The organism is Deltaproteobacteria bacterium, from assembly GCA_016709225.1.
Taxonomy (GTDB): Bacteria; Myxococcota_A; Polyangia; order Nannocystales; family Nannocystaceae; genus Xiheibacterium; species Xiheibacterium phototrophicum.
In genome coordinates this window covers 2,929,907-2,951,854 of sequence record JADJEE010000001.1, presented here as the reverse complement: position 1 = coordinate 2,951,854, position 21,948 = coordinate 2,929,907, and the positions used below count along the sequence as shown (strand labels likewise).

Here is a 21,948-nt window from a genome sequence, read left to right as displayed (position 1 = left end):
ATCGGCCAGCATCCTTCCACGTCTGCCCAACGGGGAGCCCTCGTCGACCTCGACCCGAACGTCGCAGGGGCGCTGAACGTGAGCCTCACGATCGACGACGACGGAGCGGTTGCATCCGTCACGACCGACCCGGGCTTTGCCGATCCAGGCATCCCCGCGTGTGTCGCGGGGCTCGCGAGGACCCTTGTGTTCCCGCCGCCTCGAGGGCGCGGCGCAGTGGAGACCTACCCCTCACGTTGATCCCCAGCCCGCAAGAGTCCGCCCGTCCGGCTTCGGCCGAGCGCACGGGCTCGGCACCTCGAGGAGGCGCTCGACTTGGCGCGGCGCTCGTGGGGGCGCTCGCCTAACGTCGCCGGTGGCGATGTGGCGCTCGCGCGGCGTCATCCGTGGCGGTCGGCGGGAAATCGACCGCGTCCGTCGTGGAATCCTCCGATGGTGGACAATGCCACCCCGATGCTCGACACGGCGCCCGACGCGGTCCGCACGCCGCACCCGATGGAGGCGCTGTACCGCGCCCACTACGGGTTCGTGTGGCACGCGGTGCGCCGCTTCGGTGTCGCGGGTGCGCTCATGGACGATGCGGTTCAAGACACGTTCATCACGGCGTATCGGCGCTTCGACGAACTCGCGATGCCGACCGCGAAGGCGTGGCTGTACGGCATCGCGCGGCGGGTCGCGAGCAACTACCGCCGCGCCGAGCAGCGCGGCGCTCGCAAGCGCAGGGCGATGGCGGTCGCGAGCGAGGCTGCGCCACCGCGGAGTGCGACGCCCGAGGCGATCCTCGTGCTCGATCGGTTCCTCGCCGCGCTCGATCCCGTGGATCGCGAGCTCTTCGTGCTGTCCGAGATCGAGGGCATGACCGGGCCCGAGGCGGCCGCGATCCTGGCGCTGAACACCAGCACGACCTACAGTCGCGTGCAGAGCCTGCGTCGCCGCTTCCGCGAGTCGCTGGCGGAGCGCGATCCTTCGGGGGTCGTGCACGAGGCCCGCGAGCAGCGACCGCGCGCCACCACCCACGGTTGGATGCTGCTGCTGCCAAGGCTCGGCCTGCCGAACGCCGCGAAGCCGGCGGCGCTGCTGGGGCTCGCGACGGTGGCGAAGGTGGCGGCCATCGCCGGCGGCGTGACGTTCGCGATCGGAGCCGCGTTTGCGGCCACCGGCAGCCGCGAAGCCGACGTGCCCGCGGCCGCGCGCGAGTCCGTGTCGCGCGCCACCCCGGCCCCCGCCGAGGCGGGGCTCGTCGTCGCGACACCGGCGACCCTGCCGGTGGGGCCAGAGCCGGCGCCACGCCACACCGCGAACCCAGCCCGATTGCCGCCTGCAGCGACGCCATCGCGTGCAGCACCGCGCGCGGCCGCCCGGGTCGAGTCGGTGCCGTCGTTGACGCGGGACAACGCGCTGCTGCAGGACGCCACGCGAGCGCTGCGCGACGGAGATGCCGAGGCTGCGCTCGCGATCACGACGCAGGCGGCGCGCGAGCTGCCCGACAGCCCACTCGCGGACGCCCGCGCGGCGCTGCGCATCGAGGCCCTGTGCGCGCTGGGCAAGTCGGCGCAGGCTCGCGGCGAGGCCCGCGTGTTGCTCGACACGCGGCCGGCGACGCCGGTTCGCGCTCGCATCGAGCGATCGTGCGTCGATGGGTCCGTGGATTCCGCCGCAAGCGGACAAGAGGGGGAGCGATGAAACCCTGCGCCCCGTCGAGTCCGTCGTCATGGCTCCTGCTCTTGCCGCTGGCGGCCTGCGTCTTCACCCATCGTCTCGGCGAAGGGAACTCCGACGCCGGCGACGCGACGGCGACCACTGCGGTCGATGACACCGGCGGTGCCGGCATCTCGCTCGGGAACGCCGCGCAGGTGATGGCCGAGGCGCGCTGCGGTGCGTTCTTCGCCTGCGGATGCGGCGACGGCGTGGCACTGGCGTGGTCGGATGTCGACGCGTGCATCGACGACATCCATGCGCTCGTCGAGGACGAAATCACCGACGGCATCTTCGACGACCTCACCTTCGACCCCGACTGTGCGCAGGCGTTCGCGGGGTACTTCTCCGTGCGCGGATGCGTCGCGGCCGATGATGCCTCCGAGGCCGAACTCGCCGCAGCGCTGGCGTGTGGCTTGTTCGAGGGCGGAATCGAGGTCGGTGGTCGGTGCTCGCGGGGATACGCGGGGCTTCCGCCCGTACGCGCGTGCGCCCCGGGTTTGGTCTGCCGCGACGAGCGCTGCACGCTCGAGGGGGCCAGCGGGACGTCGTGCGATGCCACGGCCGACTGCGCCGCCGGGCTCGCCTGCGACCAGGCCGCGACGCCGCCCGTGTGCTCACCCTGGCGCGCGATCGGGACCTCCTGCGACGACGACAGCCAGTGCGAACCCGGGAGTTTCTGCGACCACGACGTGTGCGCGGCCAAGGCCGCCCCCGGCGAGCCGTGCACGGACGCGTTCGGCTGCTTGCACGGCGTCTGCGACACCAGCGCGCTCGAGTACGTCTGCGAGGCTCGCATCGCGCTGTGCGACCCCACCGAGATCGTCGTCGAGGACGGTTGCGATCAGGCGCGCGCCGCCCTGCAGTCGTTCGTCGAGTCGAACCGCGCCTGCAACGACGTCGGCGACTGCATCGAGCGCGCGGCGCCCTGCCACGACGAGACCCAATGCGGCAGCGTCGCGGTGGCTGCCGATGCCGACCTCGCGGCGTTCGACGCCGCGCTCGCGCTGGTCGAGCAGCAGTGCCAGGCGTGCGGCGGCGATCCCTGCGGCAGCACGCTGGTCTGCGACGCCGGTAGCTGCGGCCTCGCGCTGTGACGTCGCTCGCGGCCGCGGCTACCGTGCAGGTACCTGCGGCCGCGGCACGCGGACCAACACCCGCGAGCGCAGGCTGCCGAGCACGAGCTCGTCCCCGACCGGCACCGCGCTGGTGATCGCGCCGACGGTGCCGCTGTCGTCCTGCAGGTTGTGCACCACGCCGCCGTCGGCGTCGATCCCCAGCACGAAGCCGTAGCGCGGCGGGATCGGCTGCAGTGCCATCGGCACCCGCGCGATCACCTTGCGCACCCACGGCCACGGCAGTGTCGCGTCGAGCAGCGCGCTACGCCGCGAGACCAGGGCGACCCACAGCACGCCGTCGTCGGCGTAGGTGAGGTTGTCCACGAAGCCGGGCAGATCCGCGACGAGCACGTCGGTGCGACCCGCGTCCGGGCCCCGCAGCCAATGCCGCGTGACGCGGTAGTCGAAGGTCTCGGCCACCAGCACGAACGACTCGTCCGGAGCCAGCGCGACGCCGTTGGCGAAGCGCAGGCCGTCGAGCACGAGGGTGGTCTCGCCGGTGGTGGGCTCGTGGCGCAGCAGCCGACCGGTCGCGCGGTTCTCCAGCGCGTCGAGCACATGGTCCTCGACCGCGAAACGCGTCGAGGCGTCGGTGAACCACACCGCGCCGCTGGCCGCGATCGCGAGCTCGTCGGTCAGTCGCAGGGGCGCGCCGTCGAACGCATCGACCAGCACGTGGACCTCGGCGTCGGGGTCGATCGCGAGCAGCCCACGGTGGGCGTCGGCGACCAGCAGTCGACCGTCGCGATCGAACGCGAGCCCGAGCGGGCGTCCGCCGGTGTCGGCCCACGGCTGTGCGCTCGCCAGCGACACGGGCAGCCGCAGGATGCGACCGTCGGCGAGGCCGGTGTAGAGCAGGCCGTCGGGACCGAGCGCCACGTCCTCGGGGCCCTCGCCGAGATCGACCGACGCGATGCCGTCGCGCAGCCGTTGGTTGGGTGCGAACACGCCGACCAGCGCGGGCGCTGGCGCGACCGTGCGCGCGCTGGGATCGACCGGCGTCGGCCACAGCGCGAGGTAGAGCAGCAGGGCCAGCAGCGCGAGCACGACGCCGCGAAGGATCCTCGTCCGCCAGGTGGTGCGCCGTGCCATCCCCGGGAGCGTAGGCCGAACGCCGGGGTTGCGTCAGCCCGAGCATGGCCGCACGGCGACGCTCACGGACAGTTCTGCGACACCACCGGCGTGCCGGAGACCGGTACGCCGGCATCGACGAACTCCATCGGGATCGACTGGCAGGTGAGGTTGCCGCAGCTCTCCATCCGCATCGCGTGCACATGGGGCCCGGTCGAGTAGCCGGTCGTACCCGACAGGCCCAGCTGTTGCCCGCGCTCGACCTCGTCGCCGACGCCGACCTGCACCACGTTGAGGTGCTTGTACAACGTCGAGGTGCCGTCGCCGTGCTGTACGATCACCAGGTTGCCCGCCGGACCGCACTCGGGTCCGCCGCCGTCGTAGCAGGGGTCGCCGGGGACGGTGGCGTCGTAGATGTTGGCGACGACGCCGGCCGCCATCGCGACGATCGGCGTGTCGAGCGGGACCCCGAAGTCGAACGCGTAGGCGTGCAGCCCGTTGTGCGAGGTGGCGCCGTTGTTGCCCTGCGTGCAGTTGACCGCCATGCCGCACGGTAGCGGCAGGTAGTAGCCGTCGGGCGGCTCGGGCGGCTCCTCGAGCGTGCACGCGGCGAAGACCCCCGAGACGTAGCCGTCGCCGCCGCCGTACGGGATGTGGAACCACTGCGTGTTGCCCTCGATCGACTCGCCGACGACCTCTTCGATCACATCGACGATGGCGCCGCTCGGCAGCGCCCCGATCGGCGACGCCCCGGTGGAGGGATCGGGGCGGACGTTGAGCGGCTCGTCGGGCGGCACCATCACGCGGATGCGCGGGCACGGGTCGAGCGCGGGCAGGTCGGGCATCGCGCCGGTCTCCGGCGCGGCGGTGTCGGAGTCGCTACCCGGCATCCCGCTCGAGCTGTCGGCGACATCGCCCGCGTCGCTGCTCGCGGGCGCCTCGGTGCTGCCGCCCTCGTCGACCACGCCACCGCCGTCGCTCTGCCACGCGGCGGTGGTCTGCGTGCCGGCGTCGCCGCAGGCGATGCCGAGGATCGTCGCGAGGAGCAGGCCGGTCGTGCGTCGCGCGGGCAGCATGGGCCCCCATCTCACCCGCTCGACGCACCGCTGACCATACGCAATCCCGGCGTTCCGACATCAACGCGACCATGCGCCGTCGCGGGCGGCAGCGGACGAGCTGCGCGCCGAAGGTGCCCCTCGCCGGAGCGGATCAGCCCACCAGCGAGCTGCCGGTCTCGAGCACCGACTTCAGATCGCTGAGGATCCAGCTCCAGCCGCCCGTGCCCTGCTCGTTGAACTTCGACGCGACCATTGCGGCCATGATCGGCTGGCCCGCGAGCTCGTGGGTCACGGTCAGGCGCGTGAAGCCCGAGGCGGTCGGCGCGATGTCGTAGGTCAGCCGTGAGAAGCCCTCGGCCGTGGTCTGCTCGTTGAAGAGAAATCGGTAGGTCTGCACCAGCCGGTGCGGCGGCTCGGCCTCGAGCACCTCGCCGTCGACCATCGTCGCGGTCATGCCCATCGCGACCATCGCCGCGCTCGGGTCGGCCTTGAAGCGTCCGCCGGGCCGCAGCTCGTAGTCGACCGGGCCGCGGTAGCCGAAGCGGGCGGTCCACTCGGGGGTCGTGATGGCATCCCAGATCGCCTGGGGCGTCGCCTTGATGTAGACCTCGTAGATCTGCGTCGTGGGGGTGGGGCGGGCCTCGTTACTCATGCGGTCTCCTCGAGCTTCGCTTTCAGCTGGGTGAGAGCGGACACCTGCCGCTCGGTGTACTTGTCGATCCAGCGGTCGTGGATCAACCGGATCGGGATGGGGTTGAGGAAGTGCTGCTTGGTGCGGCCGACGCGACGCGTCACCACCAGGTTGGCGGCTTCGAGCACGCGCAGGTGTTTCATCACGCCGAAGCGCGTCATCTCGAGCTCGGACTCGAGCTCCGAGAGCGTGAGTCCGTCGCGTGTGAAGAGCCGGTCGAGCAGGGCCCGCCGGGTGCCATCGGCCAGAGCGCGAAAAACCGCGTCATCCCCCTCTCGCACGCGCCAGGAACCATACGTGACGAAATGGTCACCTGTCAAGGCAGCCGGCGACGGCCACCATCTCGAGGGGGGAACCGATCGCCGGCGTGGCGGCGCTAGGCGGGCGGCAGTAGGCCCATCGCGCGCATCAACGCCAGCGCGTTGCTGCTGCGCACGATGCCGTCCTTCATGCGGTAGTCGAACGCGAGGGCGTTGCCCGCGAGCGTCTCGGCGAAGTGCACGTTGCGGATCCGCGGCGCATCGGCCACCACGTCGTGGGCGATCGCGAGGTCGTGCGTGGTCATCATGCCGATCGCGCCGGCGTCGACCAGACGATGGAGGATCGCGGCGGCGCCCTGTCGACGATCATCGGAGTTGGTGCCGTGCAGGATCTCGTCGAGCAGGAACAACACCGGCATGTCGTGATCGAGCAGCGCGACGATCTGCTGCAGTCGGGCGAGCTCGGCCGAGAAGCGCGACGCGCCGCCACGCAGCGAGTCCTCGACGCGGATCGACGCTCCGATCGCCAGCGGCGACAGCCGCAGTCGCGTCGCACAGACCGGCGCGCCGGCCTGGGCGAGCACCACGTTGATGCCGAGCGTGCGCAGGTAGGTGCTCTTGCCGGCCATGTTCGAACCGCTGATGACGAGCGCACGCACGGGCTCACCGAGCGCGACGTCGTTGGCGACGCAGGCGCGCGCGGGCAGCAGCGGATGCGTCAAGCCCTCGCCGTGCAGGCACGCGGGACCGTCGACCAGCTCGGGCCACACCGCAGTGGGCCGGCCGAACGCGTAGGCAGACAGCGCCGCCAGGGCCTCGAGCTCGCCGAGCGCGTCGAACCAGCGCTGCAGCTGCGGGCCGTGGCGGAGGCGCCAGCGCTCGATCGACAGCGTGAGCAGCTCGCCGAAGCACACGAACCACAGCAGCGGTCCCAGCGGGGCGCTGCGACGCATCTGCAGCCACTGCACGCGGCGCTGCAGGTCGCGCACCGCGTGGGCCGCCGAGTCGGTGCCGGTCGCGAGCACCCGCTGCAGCTCGCTCGAGTATGGCGCCTCGAACGGCTCGCGCTCGAGGCGGGCGAACAGCTCGGCCATCACCTCGAGCTCGCGGGCGGGCCGCTCGACCGCCGCGTCGGTGCGCTGCACGAACGTGCGCAGGTGCGCGAGCGCCAGCCACCGCAGCACCACGACGCCAACGACGATCGTCGCGGGCGCATCGAGCCTCTGCCACGCCGCGAGCGCCAGCACGAACGCACCCGCGGCGAGCCACGACAGCACGCGTGCGCGTCGGCCGGCCGCGGGCGATGACGCGGGCGCCTGCGTGCCCCACCGCGCCAGCGCCTCGGGATCGAGCCCGGCCTGCACGTCGGCGCCGGCGATCGCGAGCTGCTCGCGCAGCTCGAGTCGTTCGCGCAGCTCCTCGACCGCCGCGTGCCGGGCGCTCACGCGCTCGGGCGTCGCCGCCTGCAGCAGCCAGTCGGCGAGCGTGCGCTCGCCGGCGCGGGTGCGTGTGGTGCACAGCAGCTCGAACAACGAGCCGCTGCCGAACAGATCGAGGTCGCGCGCGTAGGGGTGGCCGCTCGGCTGCAGGTGCGTGCCGGGGTTGCCGTGGCCGGCCCAGCGATCCTCGAGGCGCGCGAGCGCGTCATCGTGGTGCGCGATGCTGCGACTGGCGCGATCGATCGCCGCGTGCACGCGCTCGTGACGGAGCACCAGCGCGACGAACACCACCACCGGCAGCGCGACCCACCACCACGCCAACCGTCCGTCGTAGGCCAGCACCGCCACCACCACCAGCGCGCCGAAGCACGCCAGACGCGTCCGCGTCAGCCGCAGCGAGCGCCCCTCGAGCATGGCGTGATCGGCCGACGCGCGAGCGCGTGCGGCCTGATGGCGGTCCGCAGGTTCGCTGCTCACGGCCGACGAGCTTCGCACGTCCGCGGCGGTGCGTGCGGACGCGATGCCATCAGCGCGCGAGCTTCAGCGCCCGGTTCCACGGCGCGATGTCGTCGGCGAAGCGCTTGCGCTGCGCCTCGGGGATCGGCGCCCCGACGACCGCGGCGCGGTGCGACGTGCGAGCGAGCATCACCAATGGATCGACCGGCTTGCCATCGGTGGGACCGGTCAGCTCGAGCCGCAGGCGATCGTTGGGCGTGCGGCCGCTGTGACCGGCGAGGCCGACGATCTGTCCCTGCGCCACCTTGGTGCCCGCGGCCAGCTCGCCGACCACGCGCATGAGGTGGGCGTAGCGGGCGACGGTGCCGTCCTCGAATCGCAGCGAGAGCACGTGACCGTCGCTGGCGTCGCGCGCGACCGCGATCACCTCGCCGTCTCCGAGCGACACCACCGGCACGCCCTCGGGCACGCGATACACCGCGCCGATGCGGCCCTGCACCACCTCGATCGACGGCGCCAGCAGCCCGCGCGCCTCGGGGTCGACCGGGAAGTACGGGATCGGCGAGCGCAACAGCGCCCGTCGCACCGGCGCACCCTCGGCGTCGAAGAATGCCGGCGGCGCGCCCTCGGGCTTGTAGCGGTAGTAGGCCACGCGGGCGGCGTTGCCGACGAAGCGCACGGCCATCACCTGTCCGTAGCGATGGAAGCGGCGGCCGAGCCAGCGCTTCTCGACCAGCACCTCGATGCGGTCGCCGGGGCGGGTCTCGAGCATGAAGTCGACGTCGGACGCGAGCGTGCGCGCGATGAGGTCGGCCAGCTCGGGCTTCTCGCCCACGTCGCGCACGGCGTGGCCGAGATCCGCGTCGGCGCCGATCTCGATGCCGAGCACCTCGACGTCGGTGCGCAGCGGGTGCTGGATGTTGCGCACCTGCAGCGTCGACGCTTCGTCGCCGCTGCGGCAGGCCTGCAGGATGTGGCCCTCGGCGAGCTCGATCTCCAGCGCCTGCACCGCACCGTGGCGATCGATTGCGACCCGCAGTGGCGCCCCGCTGCCGCCCAGCAGCGTCAGGTCGACGTGGGTGCGCACGCTGGCCTCGACGCGATCGATCTCTTCGCTGGCGATGCCCAGCGCGAGCAGGCCCAGGCGCAGGGTGGTGCCGCCGGTGAGCGCGGTCTGCAGCGGAATCAGCGACAGGCCCTCGAAGATGCGCACCGGATCGCCGCCGCAGGCATCGGCGGGTGGCTCGGCCCACGGCGGCAGCGGCCCCGAGCGATCTTCGATCGCGGCCGCGCCGACCCCGAGCCCCGACAGGCTGGTGTCGCCGCGTCCGAGGAACACGTAGGCGTTGATCGCCGCCAGCACGCCGAGCGCCAAGATGGTGCGGTTGCGGGCCCGTCGCTCCGCGGGATCCTTGGGTGCGCGGGCGCGCTTGCCGGCGCCGTCCACCTTGCGGTTCTCGAGTCGCGCCGCGTTGCCGCCACGCTTGCGGCCGCGGCTGGCGCGGGTCTGTGGGGTGCGAGGGGGCAACGCCCTGTGATCGCTACCAAACCCGCGTCGCAGCGCGAAAAAACCGGCGCGTCCAGGGCGGTCGGTTCGTCCCAAGCGCGCGCGGGCGTGCTACCAGAGCGCCCGCGAGCAGCCCGTGGACCCGATCTACCGCAGCGCCCTCAACCGCGACGTGCCGCCGGCGGCGGCCGGCGAGTTCCGTGCAATCGACATCGGACCGCTGCACGTCTGGCCACCGGTCGTGCTCGCGCCGATGGCAGGGGTGACCAACTACCCCTTCCGTGCGCTGTGCCAGCGCTTCGGTGCGGGGCTGTTCGTCAGCGAGATGATCACCGCGCGGCCGCTGTGCGAGGGCAACGCCAAGACCCTCAAGCTGTCGGACTTCGGCGAGGACGAGCACCCGCGCAGCCTGCAGCTCTACGGCGTCGATCCCTACTACGTGGGTGAGGCGGTCAAGCGGCTGGTGGCCGAAGGCCGTGTCGATCACATCGACATGAACTTCGGCTGCCCGGTGCGCAAGGTGACGCGCAAGGGCGGCGGCGCGGCGATCCCCGCCAAGCGCCGCCTGCTCGCCAACATCGTGCGCGCGGCCGTCCGCAATGCTGGCGCCGTGCCGGTGACGATCAAGTTCCGCATCGGCATCGACGAGCACATCACGACCTTCCTCGACGCCGGGCGCATCGGCGAGGACGAGGGCTGCAAGGCGGTGGCGTTGCACGCCCGCACCGCAGCGCAGCTCTACGACGGGCTCGCGCGCTGGGACGCGATCGGCGAGCTCAAGCAGGCCGTGCGCACCATCCCGGTGCTGGGCAACGGCGACATCTGGGAGGCCGAGGACGCGCTACGGATGATGCGGCAGACCGGCTGCGACGGCGTGGTGGTCGGTCGCGGGTGCCTGGGCCGGCCGTGGTTGTTCCGCGATCTCGCGGCGGTGTTCGATGGCCGCGCGCCCGACGATCCACCGCAGCTCGGTGAGGTCGCCGCGATCATGGGCGAACACCTCGCGCGGCTGGTCGCATGGATGGGCGAGTCCAACGGCGTCCGCATGTTTCGCAAGCACGCGACCTGGTACACCAAGGGCTTCCGTGGCTCGGCATCGATCCGCGAGCGCATCATGAACGCCGGCACCCATGCGGCGGTGCTCGAGTGCCTCGCGGCCTTCGATCCCGACGAGCGCTTCCCGCCGTCGGCGATCCGCGTGCCGCGGGGCAAGACCGCCGGCACGCAGCAGGTCGCGCTGCCCGACGGCTTCCTCGACGACCGCGACGACGAGACGCCACCTGGGTGTGAGGCAGAGGACATCGGTGACGGAGGTTGATGCCTCCGGTGTTGCAGTGCGGGTGACGCGTTCCCGCCGATCCCGCACCCGCCGGTCTCCGATCCCGCCGCTTGGATGCCTCGCTCGTCCCCGGTTCCACGCGGGAAAGGTCACATTGCCCTTCGAATTCCAAGGGAATTTGCCCTCTGCGTGACGCCTGCGACACGTCTAGCGGGTCGCCTCCGTCTGGTATGCATCCGCGGCCCCGCACCGGCGACTACCCCCCGGCTTCTCCCATGCGCATCGTCGACGTCTCCGAGTCCTATTCGCCCCAAGGGGGCGGCGTCCGCACGTACGTGCACGCCAAGCTCCGCGCCGCCGCGGCGCTCGGCCACGACGTCACCATCGTCGCGCCCGGCACCTCCGACGAGGAGCAGACCGTCCCCGGCGGTCGCATCCTCCGCATCAAGTCGCCCCGCTCGCCGTTCGATGCCCGCTACGGCGTGTTCGTCTCGCCCCGCCCGGTGCACGCGGCGATGCTCGCGTTGCAGCCCGATCTGGTCGAGGGCTCGTCGCCGTGGCTCGGTGGTCACATCGCCGGCACGTACCCCGGCGATGCCAAGCGCGTGATGGTGTTCCACACCGATCCGGTCGCCGTGTGGGCGCAGACGCTGCTCTCGCCGCGGCTCGGCTTCGGCAGCGTCGATCGTCTGATGATGCCCGCGTGGCAGGCCTTCCGCCGCATGAGCGCGAAGTTCGACGGCACCGTGGTCTCGGGCCTGTGGCTCGCGCGCCGGTTGCTCTCGCAGGGCTTTCGTCGTCCCTTGGTGGTGCCGTTCGGCATCGACAAGTCGCGCTTCGACGCGGCCGCGCGCAGCGAGGACATGCGCACCGAGTTGTTGGCCGCGTGCGGCCTCGGACCCGACGCGCAGCTGGTCGCGGTGGTCGGTCGCCTCGACCCCGAGAAGCGCATCGGCACGCTGATCCGCGCCTTCGATCGCGCGCGTCGTCATCGCCCGATGGGGCTCGTCATCTTCGGCCGCGGCGCGCTGGCGCCGATCTACGGTGCGATGGCCAAGCGCGTGCCTGGCGTGCACATGGCCGGCTTCGTCGACACGCCCGAGCGCATGTCGACGGCGCTCGCGAGCGCCGATGCGTTCCTGCACGGCGGCGCCGCCGAGACCTATGGCATGGCGGTCGCCGAGTCGATCTGCGCGGGCGTGCCGGTGGTGGTCCCCGACGTCGGCGGAGCCAACGCGCTCTACGGCGCGCCGTGGGGCGAGCGCTACAAGGCCGGCGATCCGGACGCCGCTGCGGCGGCGCTGCTGCGCCTGCTCGACCGCGATCCGGTGGCGCTGCGCCAGGCGTGCGCCGGCAAGGCCGCTGCGATCCCGTCGATCGAGCAGCACTTCGAGAACCTCTTCGAGGTCTACGGCGCGCTGTGTGCCGAGGCCCGCAGCAACCAGGCGACACCGCGGCTGCGGGTCGCGTCGTGAGTCGACGCGCGCCCCGGTCACGGCTGCCACGGCAGGCGTGAGAAGCCCATGGCGCGCATCCACATCTACGTGCATGGCCGCGGTCGCGGCCACGCGAGTCGCTGCGCACGGATCTCCGAGGAGCTGCGGCGCCGCGGCCACGACGTGCTCGCCGTCGCCGGTGCCGACGCGGCGCCGGTGATGACGAAGGTGGTGCCGACCGAGCCGGTCGACTCGCTGCCGCCATCGTTGGGTCTCGCGACCGCGACCGGCCTCATGGCGCGCCTGCTCGACGCGCTGCACCGCAACCGTCGCGCGCGGCCGGACGTGGTGGTGAGCGACGGCGATCTGCCGGGGCTGGCGGCGGCGCGCATCTCGGGCGTGCCCGCGATCGCGATCGGCCACGGCCTGGTGTTCCTCAGCTGCCGGGCGCCCGCCGGCGCGCCGAGGCTGCCGTGGCTGCGCGAGTCGATCAAGGCGCGGCTGTCGAGCCTCGGCGCGTCACGACGGATCGCGGTGAACTTCGTCGATCTGCCGCTGCGCCGCCGCGATGCCGAGCTGGTGCGGCCACCGGTCGAGCGCTGGCCGCTGGCGGCGCGACGCGACGCGGTGGTCTGCTACTTCCGCGACGGCGTCGACGCGGCGCGGCTCGAGCTGCTCGCGCGTGTGGCCCCGGGCGCCCAGGTCTTCACCGCGAAGTCGCCGACAGTGGTGCCGGCCGGCGTGACGGTGCGCCCACTCGATCCGGGGGCGTTCGTGGCGTCGCTGGCCGGTGCACGCGCGGTGATCGCCAGCGCGGGCAGCCAGCTGATCTCGGAGTGCATCGCCCACGGCATGCCGCTGTTCGTGGTGCATGCCCGCGACGACGACGAGCAGCGTTGCAACGCGCACATGCTGGTGTCGGCGGGCCTCGGCCACGCCGCGCCCGCCGACGCGCTCGACGAGGCGGCCCTGCGGCAATTCCTGCTCGCGCCCGCCGTGCGCGGGGTCGCGCGGATGCCCGGCCGCGAGGGTGCGGCGGCGGTCGCCGACGCCTGCGAGGCGTTGTCGTCCACGGCCGGTCGCGCCGCGCCGGTGTCGGGGGCCGCGTGAGCCGTCACGCCGCAACGTGCCCGTCGTCGTCGCACGATGGGACGTACCGCACGCCTGCGCGCGCGCCGGGCGACGGCGTGATCTGCATCCAGCAATTCTCGTCCGACCGCGGCACCCGCTGTGCTACGGGATGCATCCAAGCGGCCCGGATCCGCGACCAGCACTCGGGGACCCCTGGCGCGCCGCGTCAGTTCCTTCGACACCGCCCAGACGTCACCGCGCCGCGGTGACGCATCGAGACGCGAAAGCGAGAGCAAGCATCATGCGCCAGCGCATCGACCTCCACGTGCACTCGAAGTATGCCGGCCGCTTCAAGCTGTTCGTCCTGAACTCGCTCGAGGTCGAGGAGTGCTACACGGAGCCGAAGGCGCTCTACGAGAACCTGGTCGAGCGCGGCATGACGATGGTGACGATCACCGATCATGACTGCATCGACGGCTGCCTCGAGATCGCGCACCTGCCGGGGGTGTTCCTCTCCGAGGAGGTCTCGGCACGCTTCCCCGAGAACGGCTGCATCGTGCACGTGCTGACCTACGGCATCACCGAGGCCCAGCACGTCGAGCTGCAGCGACTGCGCACCAACATCTATGACTTGGTGGCGTACATGCGGCAGCAGGACATCCTGCACAGCCTCGCGCACCCGTTCTCGCCGGTGAACCACCGCCTCACGCCGGCGCTGCTGGCCAAGTCGCTGGTGCTGTTCGACACCGTCGAGGTCATCAACGGCCAGAAAGACCCCAGCCACGAGCGGCTGATGCGGCACATGATGGCCACCACCGACGACGAGACCCTGCTGCGCTGGGCCGACGAGACCGGGCTCGAGCCGCCGGCGGCGCCCCGACGCTGGCGCATCACCGCGGGCTCCGACGATCACAGCGGCATCACGGCCGCGCGCGCGTACACCGAGTTCGAGGGCGAGGCGAACTTCGCCGCGCTGTCGGCCGCCGTGCGCAGTGGCGACGTACAGATCCGCGGCTGGGACAAGAACTCCACCAGCTACGCCCATACTGCGGCCGCCGGCGCGCTCAACTACATGCGCCACACCCATCGCAACGGCGACAAGCAGACCTTCTCGCGGCTCTTCGAGGTCGCGCGCGGGGGCAAGCTGCCGGCGCGCCTCGAAGACCTGCCGCCGGTGCTGCAGCGGCTGCTGCCGGCCTCGCTCGAGACCCTCGCCGAGCGCAACGTGCCGCTGTCGGGCAAGTGGCTCGCCGCCGAGGGCCACACCCCCGAGGTCCACGAGGAGCTCTACCAGGTCATCCTGGGCACGCTCACCCGTGCGTTCCGGGCCAGCTTCAAGGCCGTGCGCGAGAGCGCCGAGAAGTTCGACCCCGAGCCCATCATCGACGAGCTGCCCACGCTGCTGCGGCTGTTCCTGTTCAACATTCCGTACTACTTCGGCTTCCGCTTCTTCCACGCGGAGCGTCGTCGCGCCCGCGTGCTGCACGAGAGCCTGGGCCTGCCCGACACCCCCGAGCCGGAGTCGAAGGTCGCGATCATCTGCGACACCCTCGACAACGTCGACGGCGTCGGCATCGGCCTGCGTCGGCTCGCGAAGGAGCTGAACGAGGCCGGTCGCACCGCCTATCTCTGCGGTGTGCGCGTCGACGAGGGCAACGAGACCACCGAGGACGACATCGTCCGCTTTCCCAGCCTCGGGACCTTCCCGATCCCGGGCTACGCCTCGTACACGCTGGGCTGGCCGAGCCTGGTCGAGATGCTGCGATGGTTCGACCACCGCGAGATCGATCTCATCGTCATCACCACGCCGGGCCCGGTCGGCCTGATGGCGTTGTTGGCGGCCTGGATCCACGGCATCCCGGTCGCGGGCCAGTACCACACCCACGTGGCCGAGTTCGCCTATCGCCTCATCGGTGACCGCAGCGTCGCGCGCATCGTCGCCGGCTACACCGGCTGGTTCTACGGCTGCCTCAACGAGATCAGCGTGCCCAGCCAGGCCACCCGCGACGCGCTGGTCGAGTACGGCATCGACGCGCGGACCGTGCACGTGATCCCACGCGGCGTCGACACGCGGCTGTTCAGCCCCCGGCGCCGCGAGGAGAACTTCTGGGCCCGTCGCGGGCTCGACAATCGCCAGGTGCTGCTCTACGTCGGCCGCCTCTCGCAGGAGAAGAACATCGACGCGGTGGTCGAGGTCTTCAAGGGCCTGCGCGAGCAGGCGCAGCTCGATCGCGGGCTCGACGTGGGCCTGGCGATCGTCGGCGACGGCCACTACGGCGATACGCTCAAGGCCAAGCTCGAGGGGCTGCCGGTGTGCTTCACCGGCTACCTCCACGGCGAGGAGCTCGCGGGTGCATTCGCGTCGTCGTCGCTGATGATCTTCCCCTCGACCACGGAGACCTTCGGCAACGTCGTGCTCGAGTCGCTGGCCTCGGGCACCCCGGCGGTGGTCTCGGACATCGGTGGCCCGTCCGAGATCGTGCAGCACGGCAGCACCGGCTTCGTGATGCCGGCTGGCAACACCAGCGCGTGGCTGCAGGAGATCTCGGGTCTGCTGGCCGATCCGGAGCGGCTCGAGCACATGGCGAAGGCCGCCCGCGCGTACGCGACCGAGCACACCTACGCGGTGTCGCGCGAGGAGACCTGGGCGTTCTACGAGCGGCAGATCGCCCGCGCCCGCGCCCGCATGCGTGAGGCCGAGGTCTCGCTGCGATGAGCGCGGCGGCGTCGGCCGAGAAGCTGCCGCTGCGCGTGGTCCACTACGGGCGCCGCGATCCCAGTCGCGGCGCCGGTGGCGTCGAGGCCTTCGCGCGGCGGCTCGCGCTGGTGTTCGACGAGGTCGAGTTCGCGTGGCCGGGGCATCCCCAGCTGGGCGCGCTCGCCCGCGATCGCGCGATCATCATCTGCGACAACGACACCGCGCTCGACTGGCCGCGCGAGCTGCCGCTGGTCGCGTTCCAGCACGGGGTCGCGTGGCAGAAGGCCTGGCTCACCCACACGCTGACCGACGCGCGCATGGCCGCGCGGCAGCTGCTGGCCGCCCGGCGACGGCACACGGTGTGGGCTGCGTGTGCGCACTGGATCGCCGATGCGTTCGGCCGCCTGCACCCACAGGCACCGCAGCACGTCATCTTCCACTTCGTCGAGCCCGAGCGCTTCGATGGTCGGCTCGACAATGCCGGCTCGAACCTCGTGCTGCACGACGCGCGCAGCGAGCACAAGGGCAAGCGCTTGGTCGAGCAGCTGCAGCAGGCGCTGCCGCAGTGGCGCTTCGAGTCGCTGGCGTGCGCGCCCGAGCAGGTCGCCGATCGCATGCGCAAGGCCGCGGCGTTCCTGCACCTGTCGCGCTACGAGGGCAACAGCATCGTCTGCAACGAGGCGATGGCGATGGACTTGCCGTGCATCTTCACCGACGTCGGTCTCGCACGCGACGCCAAGCGCGGCCAGGTCGAGCTCGACGTCGCGCTGCTCGACGCCAAGCGCTGCTTCGAGTCGACCGCGTACCTGGTCGAACAGGTCGGTCAGCAGCTCGCCACGCTCGGTCGCGTGCGCCGCTCGCCGCGGCGCTTCATGCTCGAGCACGCGACCCCAGCGGCCGCCCGCGAGCGCTGGCGGGCGGTGATCGAAGACCTCGCGAGGCTGCGCGGCGCACCGATCGACCTCGGTGTGGCGCCGCGTACGGCCGCGGTGGCCGGGGGCGGCGGCGCGTGACCGGCTCGTCGCTGCGTGTGCTGGTGGTCGCCACCAACATCGACGTGCCCGGCACCCACGGCGGCTCCACCCACGTCGGCGAGCTGATGGCGGCGCTCTCGGAGTCGGCGCAGACCATGCTGCTGGCGCGTCGCGGATCGCACGGCCCCGGCGTGCACGGGGTCGGGCTGTGGCCCCGAACGCCGCCATTCGGCCTGCGCCACGCGCTCAGCACCGTGGTCTCGGCCCGGTCGCTCGCGGCGGTGCGCCGGTTCGCGCCGCAGGTGATCTACGAGCGCGCGTCGTCGTACGGCACCGGCGCGCTGCTGGGGCTGGCGACGGGGGCGCCCAGCGTGTGCATGGTGCTCGACGAGCACCACAGCCCGCTGTCGCTGCACTACGCCAGCCGCATCATCGCGACCGACACCACGCTGGTGCCGGCGCGCTACCGGCACAAGGCCGTGCAGGTGAGCTGGGGCGCGAACGTCGAGCGCTTCCGGCCCGACGTCGACACCTCGGCCGTTCGACGCCGCTTCGCGCTCGACGGCCGTCGCGTCGTCACGTACGCCGGGTCGTTTCGCAACTGTCACGGCGTCGACGTGCTGCTCGACGCGGTCGCGCGCCACCGCGGCGCGCCGCTGACGGTGCTGCTGGTCGGTGACGGCCCCGAGCGCGCCGCGCTGCAGGCCCGCGCGGCGACGAACGGCGGCGACGTGAAGCTGCTGTTCACCGGCGCGCAGCCGTACGACGACATGCCGGCGATCCTCGCCGCCAGCGACGTGTTCGTGGCCCCGTTCGTGCCCGAGCGCCACCCGCTGTCGGCCCGACGCGGGTTCGTGCTCGACCCGCTCAAGCTGTTCGAGTCGCTGGCCGCCGAGGTGCCGACCATCAGCGTGCGCGCACGCAACATCGAGGCGCTGTTCACCGATGGCGAACACCTGGCGTTGACGCCGAGCGGTGACGCTGCGGCCTTGGCGGCGGCGATCGATCGCATGCTCGACACCCCCGAGGTCGCGCGCGCGATGGCCCGGCGCGGGGCCGAGAAGGTCCGCCGCGAGCACACCTGGCGCGCCCATGCGCAGCACCTGCTGCGGCTGTTCGCCGAGGTGCGCAGCGCGTCCGCAGCGGCCTGAAGCGGCGCCGCGATCGCTCCGCTGGAGGGCACCCCTTCGGTCTCGCCGCCGCGTCGCATCGAGCGAAGGCCGAGGACGACGCCAAAGCCGTCACGAAAGGCGCGATGACGGCGGCCGTGCTCGCGCGATACCGACCGAGATCGCGTGCCCGTGGGGACGCGCGCGAGGGGGCGCCGTCGCAGCCGCGGCTTCGCGATCCGGGGAGCATTGAACGCAGGTGGTTTTTCCGCGATCGTTGGATCAACTGCCCGCAGCGGGCCGCCCGATCGCAGCCATGCCCCCCGAGTCCCACCATCGCGACGGTCCACCGCAGGTGCCGTCCGATCCGACGGCCACCATGGACGAATTCTCGGCGCCGCCTCCGGTCGCCGACCCCGAGCGACTCGGCCGCTTTCGCGTGGTGCGGCGACTCGGGCAGGGTGCGATGGGCGTGGTCTACGAGGCGCTCGACGAGGGCCGTGGTCAGCGCGTGGCGATCAAGGCCATGCACCGCCTCGGACCCGAGCGGGTCTACCGCTTCAAGCGCGAGTTCCGGGCGCTCACGGGCGTGCGCCACCCCAACGTGGTCGGGCTGCACGAGCTGGTCAGCGATGGCGAGCAGCTGTTCTTCACGATGGAGCTGGTCCGCGGCACCGACTTCATCACCGATCTGTGCGGACCCGCGATCCAGGGCCGCCGCCACCCCCCGTGCCGCGATCGCGAGCGGCTGCGCAGCGTGATGCGACAGCTCGCCGACGGGGTCCAGGCCATCCACGAAGCCGGCATCCTGCACCGCGACATCAAGCCCTCGAACGTGCTGGTCGCCACCGACGGTCGGGTGGTGTTGCTCGACTTCGGACTCGTCCGCGAACACGGGGTCGACGAACACGTCGGGGTGACCGCCGATGGTGCGCTGCTGGGCACGCCGATGTACATGGCGCCCGAGCAGGCCACCGGCGGTCAGGTCGGACCGCCGGCCGATTGGTACGCGGTCGGCGAGCTGCTCTACCACGCGCTCACCGGCGTGCCACCGTTCCACCAACTCGGCATGCTCGCGATGCTCGCGGCCAAGCGCGACACCACGCCGCCGCCGCCGTCGACGCTGGTCGACGACGTGCCACTCGATCTCGAGGCCCTGTGCGTGGCGCTGCTGGTACCCGACGCAGCGGCGCGGCCGACCGGCCCGGAGATCGTCGCCAAGCTCGGCGCCGTCGCGGGACGCGGCGGCGGGCTGCGGGTCGGCGAGGCCTTCCACGGCCGCAGCAAGGAGCTCGCGGTGCTGCGCGACGCCTATGTGCAAGCCGCCCGGGAGCCGGTGCTCGTGCTGATCGAGGGCCCCTCGGGCATCGGCAAGACCGCGCTCGCGCAGCACTTCGCCGCCGAGGTCGCGGGCCGCGACGACGCGCTGGTGCTCGGCGGACGCTGCTCCGAGCGCGAGTCGATCCCGTACAAGGCGCTCGACGCCGTGATGGACGCGCTCGCGCTGCGGCTTGGGGTCCACTCCGACCCGCGCTACGTCGACGCGCTGCTGCCCCGCGACGTGCGCTCGATCGCGCGGCTGTTCCCGGTGCTGCGCGGCGTGCCGGCGATTGCGTTGGCGGCCGGCCGCCGCGAGGACGACCCCGAGCCGGTCGACGCACGTCGACGCGCGATCGCGGCGCTCGCCGACATGCTGGCGCGCATCGCCGATCGTCGGCGCTTGGTGATCCGCATCGACGACTTCCAGTGGGCCGATCACGACAGCGCCGTGCTGCTCGGCGGCGTGCTCCGCCAGGTCGATCCGCCATCGGTGTTGATCGTGCTGACGGTGCGCGACGGCGCCCAACGCGAGGGCACGCCGCTGCAGCGCCTGCTGGCCGAGGTCGCCGAGCGCGACCGGGCGTTGGACGTGCGACGCCTGAGCCTGGGCCCGCTGCCGGCCGCCGAGGCCGAGGAGCTCGCGCTCGAGCTGCTGGGCGCGCGTGCACGGCGGGCTCGCGCGCTGGCCCGCGACATCGTGCGCGAGGCCGACGGCAGCCCGTTCTTCGTCGGCGAGCTGGTGCGCTACGCGAAGCTGCTCGAGAGCGGTGAGGGGCTCGCCGTCGACCAGTCGGTGGTCAGCCTCGACAACGTCATCCGCGGCCGGCTCGCGCGCCTGCCCGCGTTGGTGCGCCGCGTGCTCGACGTCGCAGCCGTCGCCGGCGGTCGCACGACCCAGCGCATCGCGCTGTCGGTGGCCTGCGGGGTCGAGCCCGATCCTGGCGCCATCCAGCGGCTGGTCGACGAACGGCTCGCGCGGGTCGGCGGCTCCAACCTCGACGACTCGCTCGAGATCGATCACGACCGCATCCGGGAGACCGTGCTCGCGCAGCTCGACGCCGCGCAGTTGGCTGCGCTGCACCTCGACATCGCCAACGCGTTGAGCGCGGCCGGTGTGGCCGACGAGCCCGCGCTCGCGCACCACTTCCGCGCCGCCGGCGAGAACCGCCTCGCCAAGGAACACACCCTGGCCGCGGCCGATCAGGCCGCCGCTGCGCTGGCCTTCGATCGCGCCGCCGAGCTGTATCGCATCGCGCTGTCGCTCGAGATGCTCGCGGCCTCGGACTACGCAGAGGTCGAGGCCAAGATGGCCGATGCGCTCGCCAACGCCGGGCGACTGCTCGAGGCGGCGCGCGCCTATCGAAGGGCGGCGGAGCGGGGCGGGCCGCTGGCCATCGAGTGGCGTCGACGCGCGGCGGAGCACCTGCTGACGGCGGGCTACACCGACGAGGGCCGCGCGGCGCTCGACGAGGCCCTGCGCGCGGTCGGGCTGGCACTGCCGACCTCCAACACGCGGGCGATCGGCTCCTTGCTGCTCGACCGCGCGCGCCTGGCCGTGAGCGGGCTGCGGCCGCAGCCCGCGGCCGCGGGCGACGAGGCCGAGCTGGTGCGACTCGACGTGTGCTGGGCCGCCTCGCGCGGGTTGGTGTTCACCGACGGCCTGGTCGGCGCGGCCTTCCATGCGCAGCACCTGCGGCTCGCGCTGAAGCGCGGCGAGCCGGTGCGGGTTGCCCGTGCACTCGCGGCCGAGGCCCACCTCATGACCGCGCTGGGGGCTGATGCGAAGCTCGCCGAGGCCGACGCGTTGATCGAGCGCGCCCGCGCCATCGCCGAGAGCACGGGCAGCGCCTACGCGCGAGGCATCGTCGCCGAGTGTGCGGGGAGCGTCGCGATCAGCGTCGGCGACTGGGCGCGCGCCTACGAGGCGCTGGAGGACGCGACATCGATCTTCCGCGAGCACTGCACCGGCGTCTCCCACGAGATCGGGATCTGTCGGGCGCACTCGGCGTTCTGCCTGCAGTTCCTCGGCCGCGTGCCCGAGCTGCGCGAGCGCGCGTACGCGCTGCTCGACGAGACCCGCGACCGCCCCAACCCGTACGTGTCGGGCTTTGCCCGCGGCATCCTCGGCAACATGGCGCTGCTGGCACCCGATCGCGTCGACGAGGCCGCCGAACAGCTGTCGATCTACCAGCACGACGTGCCGCGGCGCTTCGAAGCCCACCTCATCAACTACGTGTGCCAGACCGCTGCGCTCGAGCGCTACCGCGGTCGCGCGGAACGAGCGTGGGCGATGGCGGTGGACGACCGACCGCGCGTGGCCAAGCTCGGGGTTCGCCGATCTCCCCACGCGAACTCGGAGATCCTGCTGTGGCAGGCCCAGAATGCGCTGGCGGGCGCGACCGTGGTGCGCGACCCCGCGTCGCGCCTGGTCGACGCCGAGCGCCCCATCGACGCTCTGCTGCACCACCCCAGCGTGTTCGCACGCGCCTATGGCGAGCTCTCGCGCGCCGGTGCGCAGGCACTGTCGGGGCGCACCGACGAGGCGGTGGCCGCTCTCGAGCGCGCGATCGAGGGCTTCGAGCAGCGACAGATGCGAGCCTTCGCCGCCGCCGCGCTCCGACGGCTGGCGGCGCTGCAGGGTGGGAGCGCCGGTCGTGAGGCGCAGGCGCGCAGCGACGCTGCGATGGCGACGATGGGCGTCGTGCGACCCGACGCGTTCACCGACATGATGGCGCCGGGCTTCGTGCGCGCGTAGGGGATCTGACG

The 21,948-nt window shown here is 72.4% G+C and carries 15 protein-coding genes; 9 read left to right on the top strand and 6 right to left on the bottom strand.

Annotated features, from left to right (window positions below):
- Window positions 1-453: 453 nt before the first annotated feature.
- Both IPH07_11965 and IPH07_11960 read left to right on the top strand, forming a co-directional pair.
- Window positions 454-1,683 carry a sigma-70 family RNA polymerase sigma factor gene (locus IPH07_11965; GenBank protein ID MBK6918108.1) on the top strand — a complete coding sequence of 410 codons (1,230 nt, stop codon included), beginning with the start codon at window positions 454-456 and terminating at the stop codon, window positions 1,681-1,683.
- Window positions 1,680-2,792, top strand: coding sequence for a hypothetical protein (locus IPH07_11960; GenBank protein MBK6918107.1), 1,113 nt, complete (start codon window positions 1,680-1,682; stop codon window positions 2,790-2,792). Before IPH07_11965 ends, IPH07_11960 begins: the two co-directional genes overlap by 4 nt.
- Before the next feature lie 18 nt (window positions 2,793-2,810).
- On the opposite strand, the gene IPH07_11955 is transcribed toward IPH07_11960, so the two are convergent.
- The 6 genes from IPH07_11955 to IPH07_11930 form a co-directional block, all read right to left on the bottom strand.
- A complete protein-coding gene (locus IPH07_11955) occupies window positions 2,811-3,905 on the bottom strand; it encodes an SMP-30/gluconolactonase/LRE family protein (protein MBK6918106.1) in 1,095 nt (364 codons plus the stop codon).
- 62 nt (window positions 3,906-3,967) lie between these two features.
- A complete protein-coding gene (locus IPH07_11950; protein MBK6918105.1) occupies window positions 3,968-4,960 on the bottom strand; it encodes a peptidoglycan DD-metalloendopeptidase family protein in 993 nt (330 codons plus the stop codon).
- Between the two features lie 133 nt (window positions 4,961-5,093).
- On the bottom strand, window positions 5,094-5,594 hold the full coding sequence (locus tag IPH07_11945; GenBank protein ID MBK6918104.1) for an SRPBCC domain-containing protein: 501 nt from the start codon (window positions 5,592-5,594) through the stop codon (window positions 5,094-5,096).
- Window positions 5,591-5,953, bottom strand: coding sequence for a helix-turn-helix transcriptional regulator (locus tag IPH07_11940; GenBank protein MBK6918103.1), 363 nt, complete (start codon window positions 5,951-5,953; stop codon window positions 5,591-5,593). The genes IPH07_11945 and IPH07_11940 overlap by 4 nt, the downstream gene beginning before the upstream one ends.
- Before the next feature lie 56 nt (window positions 5,954-6,009).
- A complete protein-coding gene (locus IPH07_11935; protein ID MBK6918102.1) occupies window positions 6,010-7,809 on the bottom strand; it encodes a DNA mismatch repair protein MutS in 1,800 nt (599 codons plus the stop codon).
- 49 nt (window positions 7,810-7,858) lie between these two features.
- Window positions 7,859-9,316 (bottom strand): M23 family metallopeptidase, encoded by a 1,458-nt coding sequence (locus IPH07_11930; protein MBK6918101.1) that lies wholly within the window; start codon window positions 9,314-9,316, stop codon window positions 7,859-7,861.
- Between the two features lie 124 nt (window positions 9,317-9,440).
- Between IPH07_11930 and dusB the strand changes: the two genes are divergently transcribed.
- From dusB to IPH07_11895, 7 genes are all read left to right on the top strand, one after another.
- On the top strand, window positions 9,441-10,613 hold the full coding sequence (gene dusB, locus IPH07_11925) for a tRNA dihydrouridine synthase DusB (protein ID MBK6918100.1): 1,173 nt from the start codon (window positions 9,441-9,443) through the stop codon (window positions 10,611-10,613).
- 236 nt (window positions 10,614-10,849) lie between these two features.
- Window positions 10,850-12,049 (top strand): glycosyltransferase, encoded by a 1,200-nt coding sequence (locus tag IPH07_11920; protein MBK6918099.1) that lies wholly within the window; start codon window positions 10,850-10,852, stop codon window positions 12,047-12,049.
- A 48-nt stretch (window positions 12,050-12,097) separates the two neighbouring features.
- Complete coding sequence (locus IPH07_11915) at window positions 12,098-13,120, top strand: glycosyltransferase (GenBank protein ID MBK6918098.1); 1,023 nt, start codon at window positions 12,098-12,100, stop codon at window positions 13,118-13,120.
- Window positions 13,121-13,382: 262 nt separating this feature from the next.
- Entirely contained in the window at window positions 13,383-15,797 is a 2,415-nt protein-coding gene (locus IPH07_11910; protein ID MBK6918097.1) for a glycosyltransferase, read from the top strand.
- A complete protein-coding gene (locus IPH07_11905) occupies window positions 15,794-16,792 on the top strand; it encodes a glycosyltransferase (GenBank protein ID MBK6918096.1) in 999 nt (332 codons plus the stop codon). The genes IPH07_11910 and IPH07_11905 overlap by 4 nt, the downstream gene beginning before the upstream one ends.
- Window positions 16,789-17,904 carry a glycosyltransferase gene (locus tag IPH07_11900; GenBank protein MBK6918095.1) on the top strand — a complete coding sequence of 372 codons (1,116 nt, stop codon included), beginning with the start codon at window positions 16,789-16,791 and terminating at the stop codon, window positions 17,902-17,904. Before IPH07_11905 ends, IPH07_11900 begins: the two co-directional genes overlap by 4 nt.
- A 274-nt stretch (window positions 17,905-18,178) precedes the next feature.
- Window positions 18,179-21,937: a protein kinase gene (locus IPH07_11895; GenBank protein MBK6918094.1), complete on the top strand. Its 3,759-nt coding sequence runs from the start codon at window positions 18,179-18,181 to the stop codon at window positions 21,935-21,937.
- The last annotated feature ends 11 nt before the right edge of the window (window positions 21,938-21,948 follow it).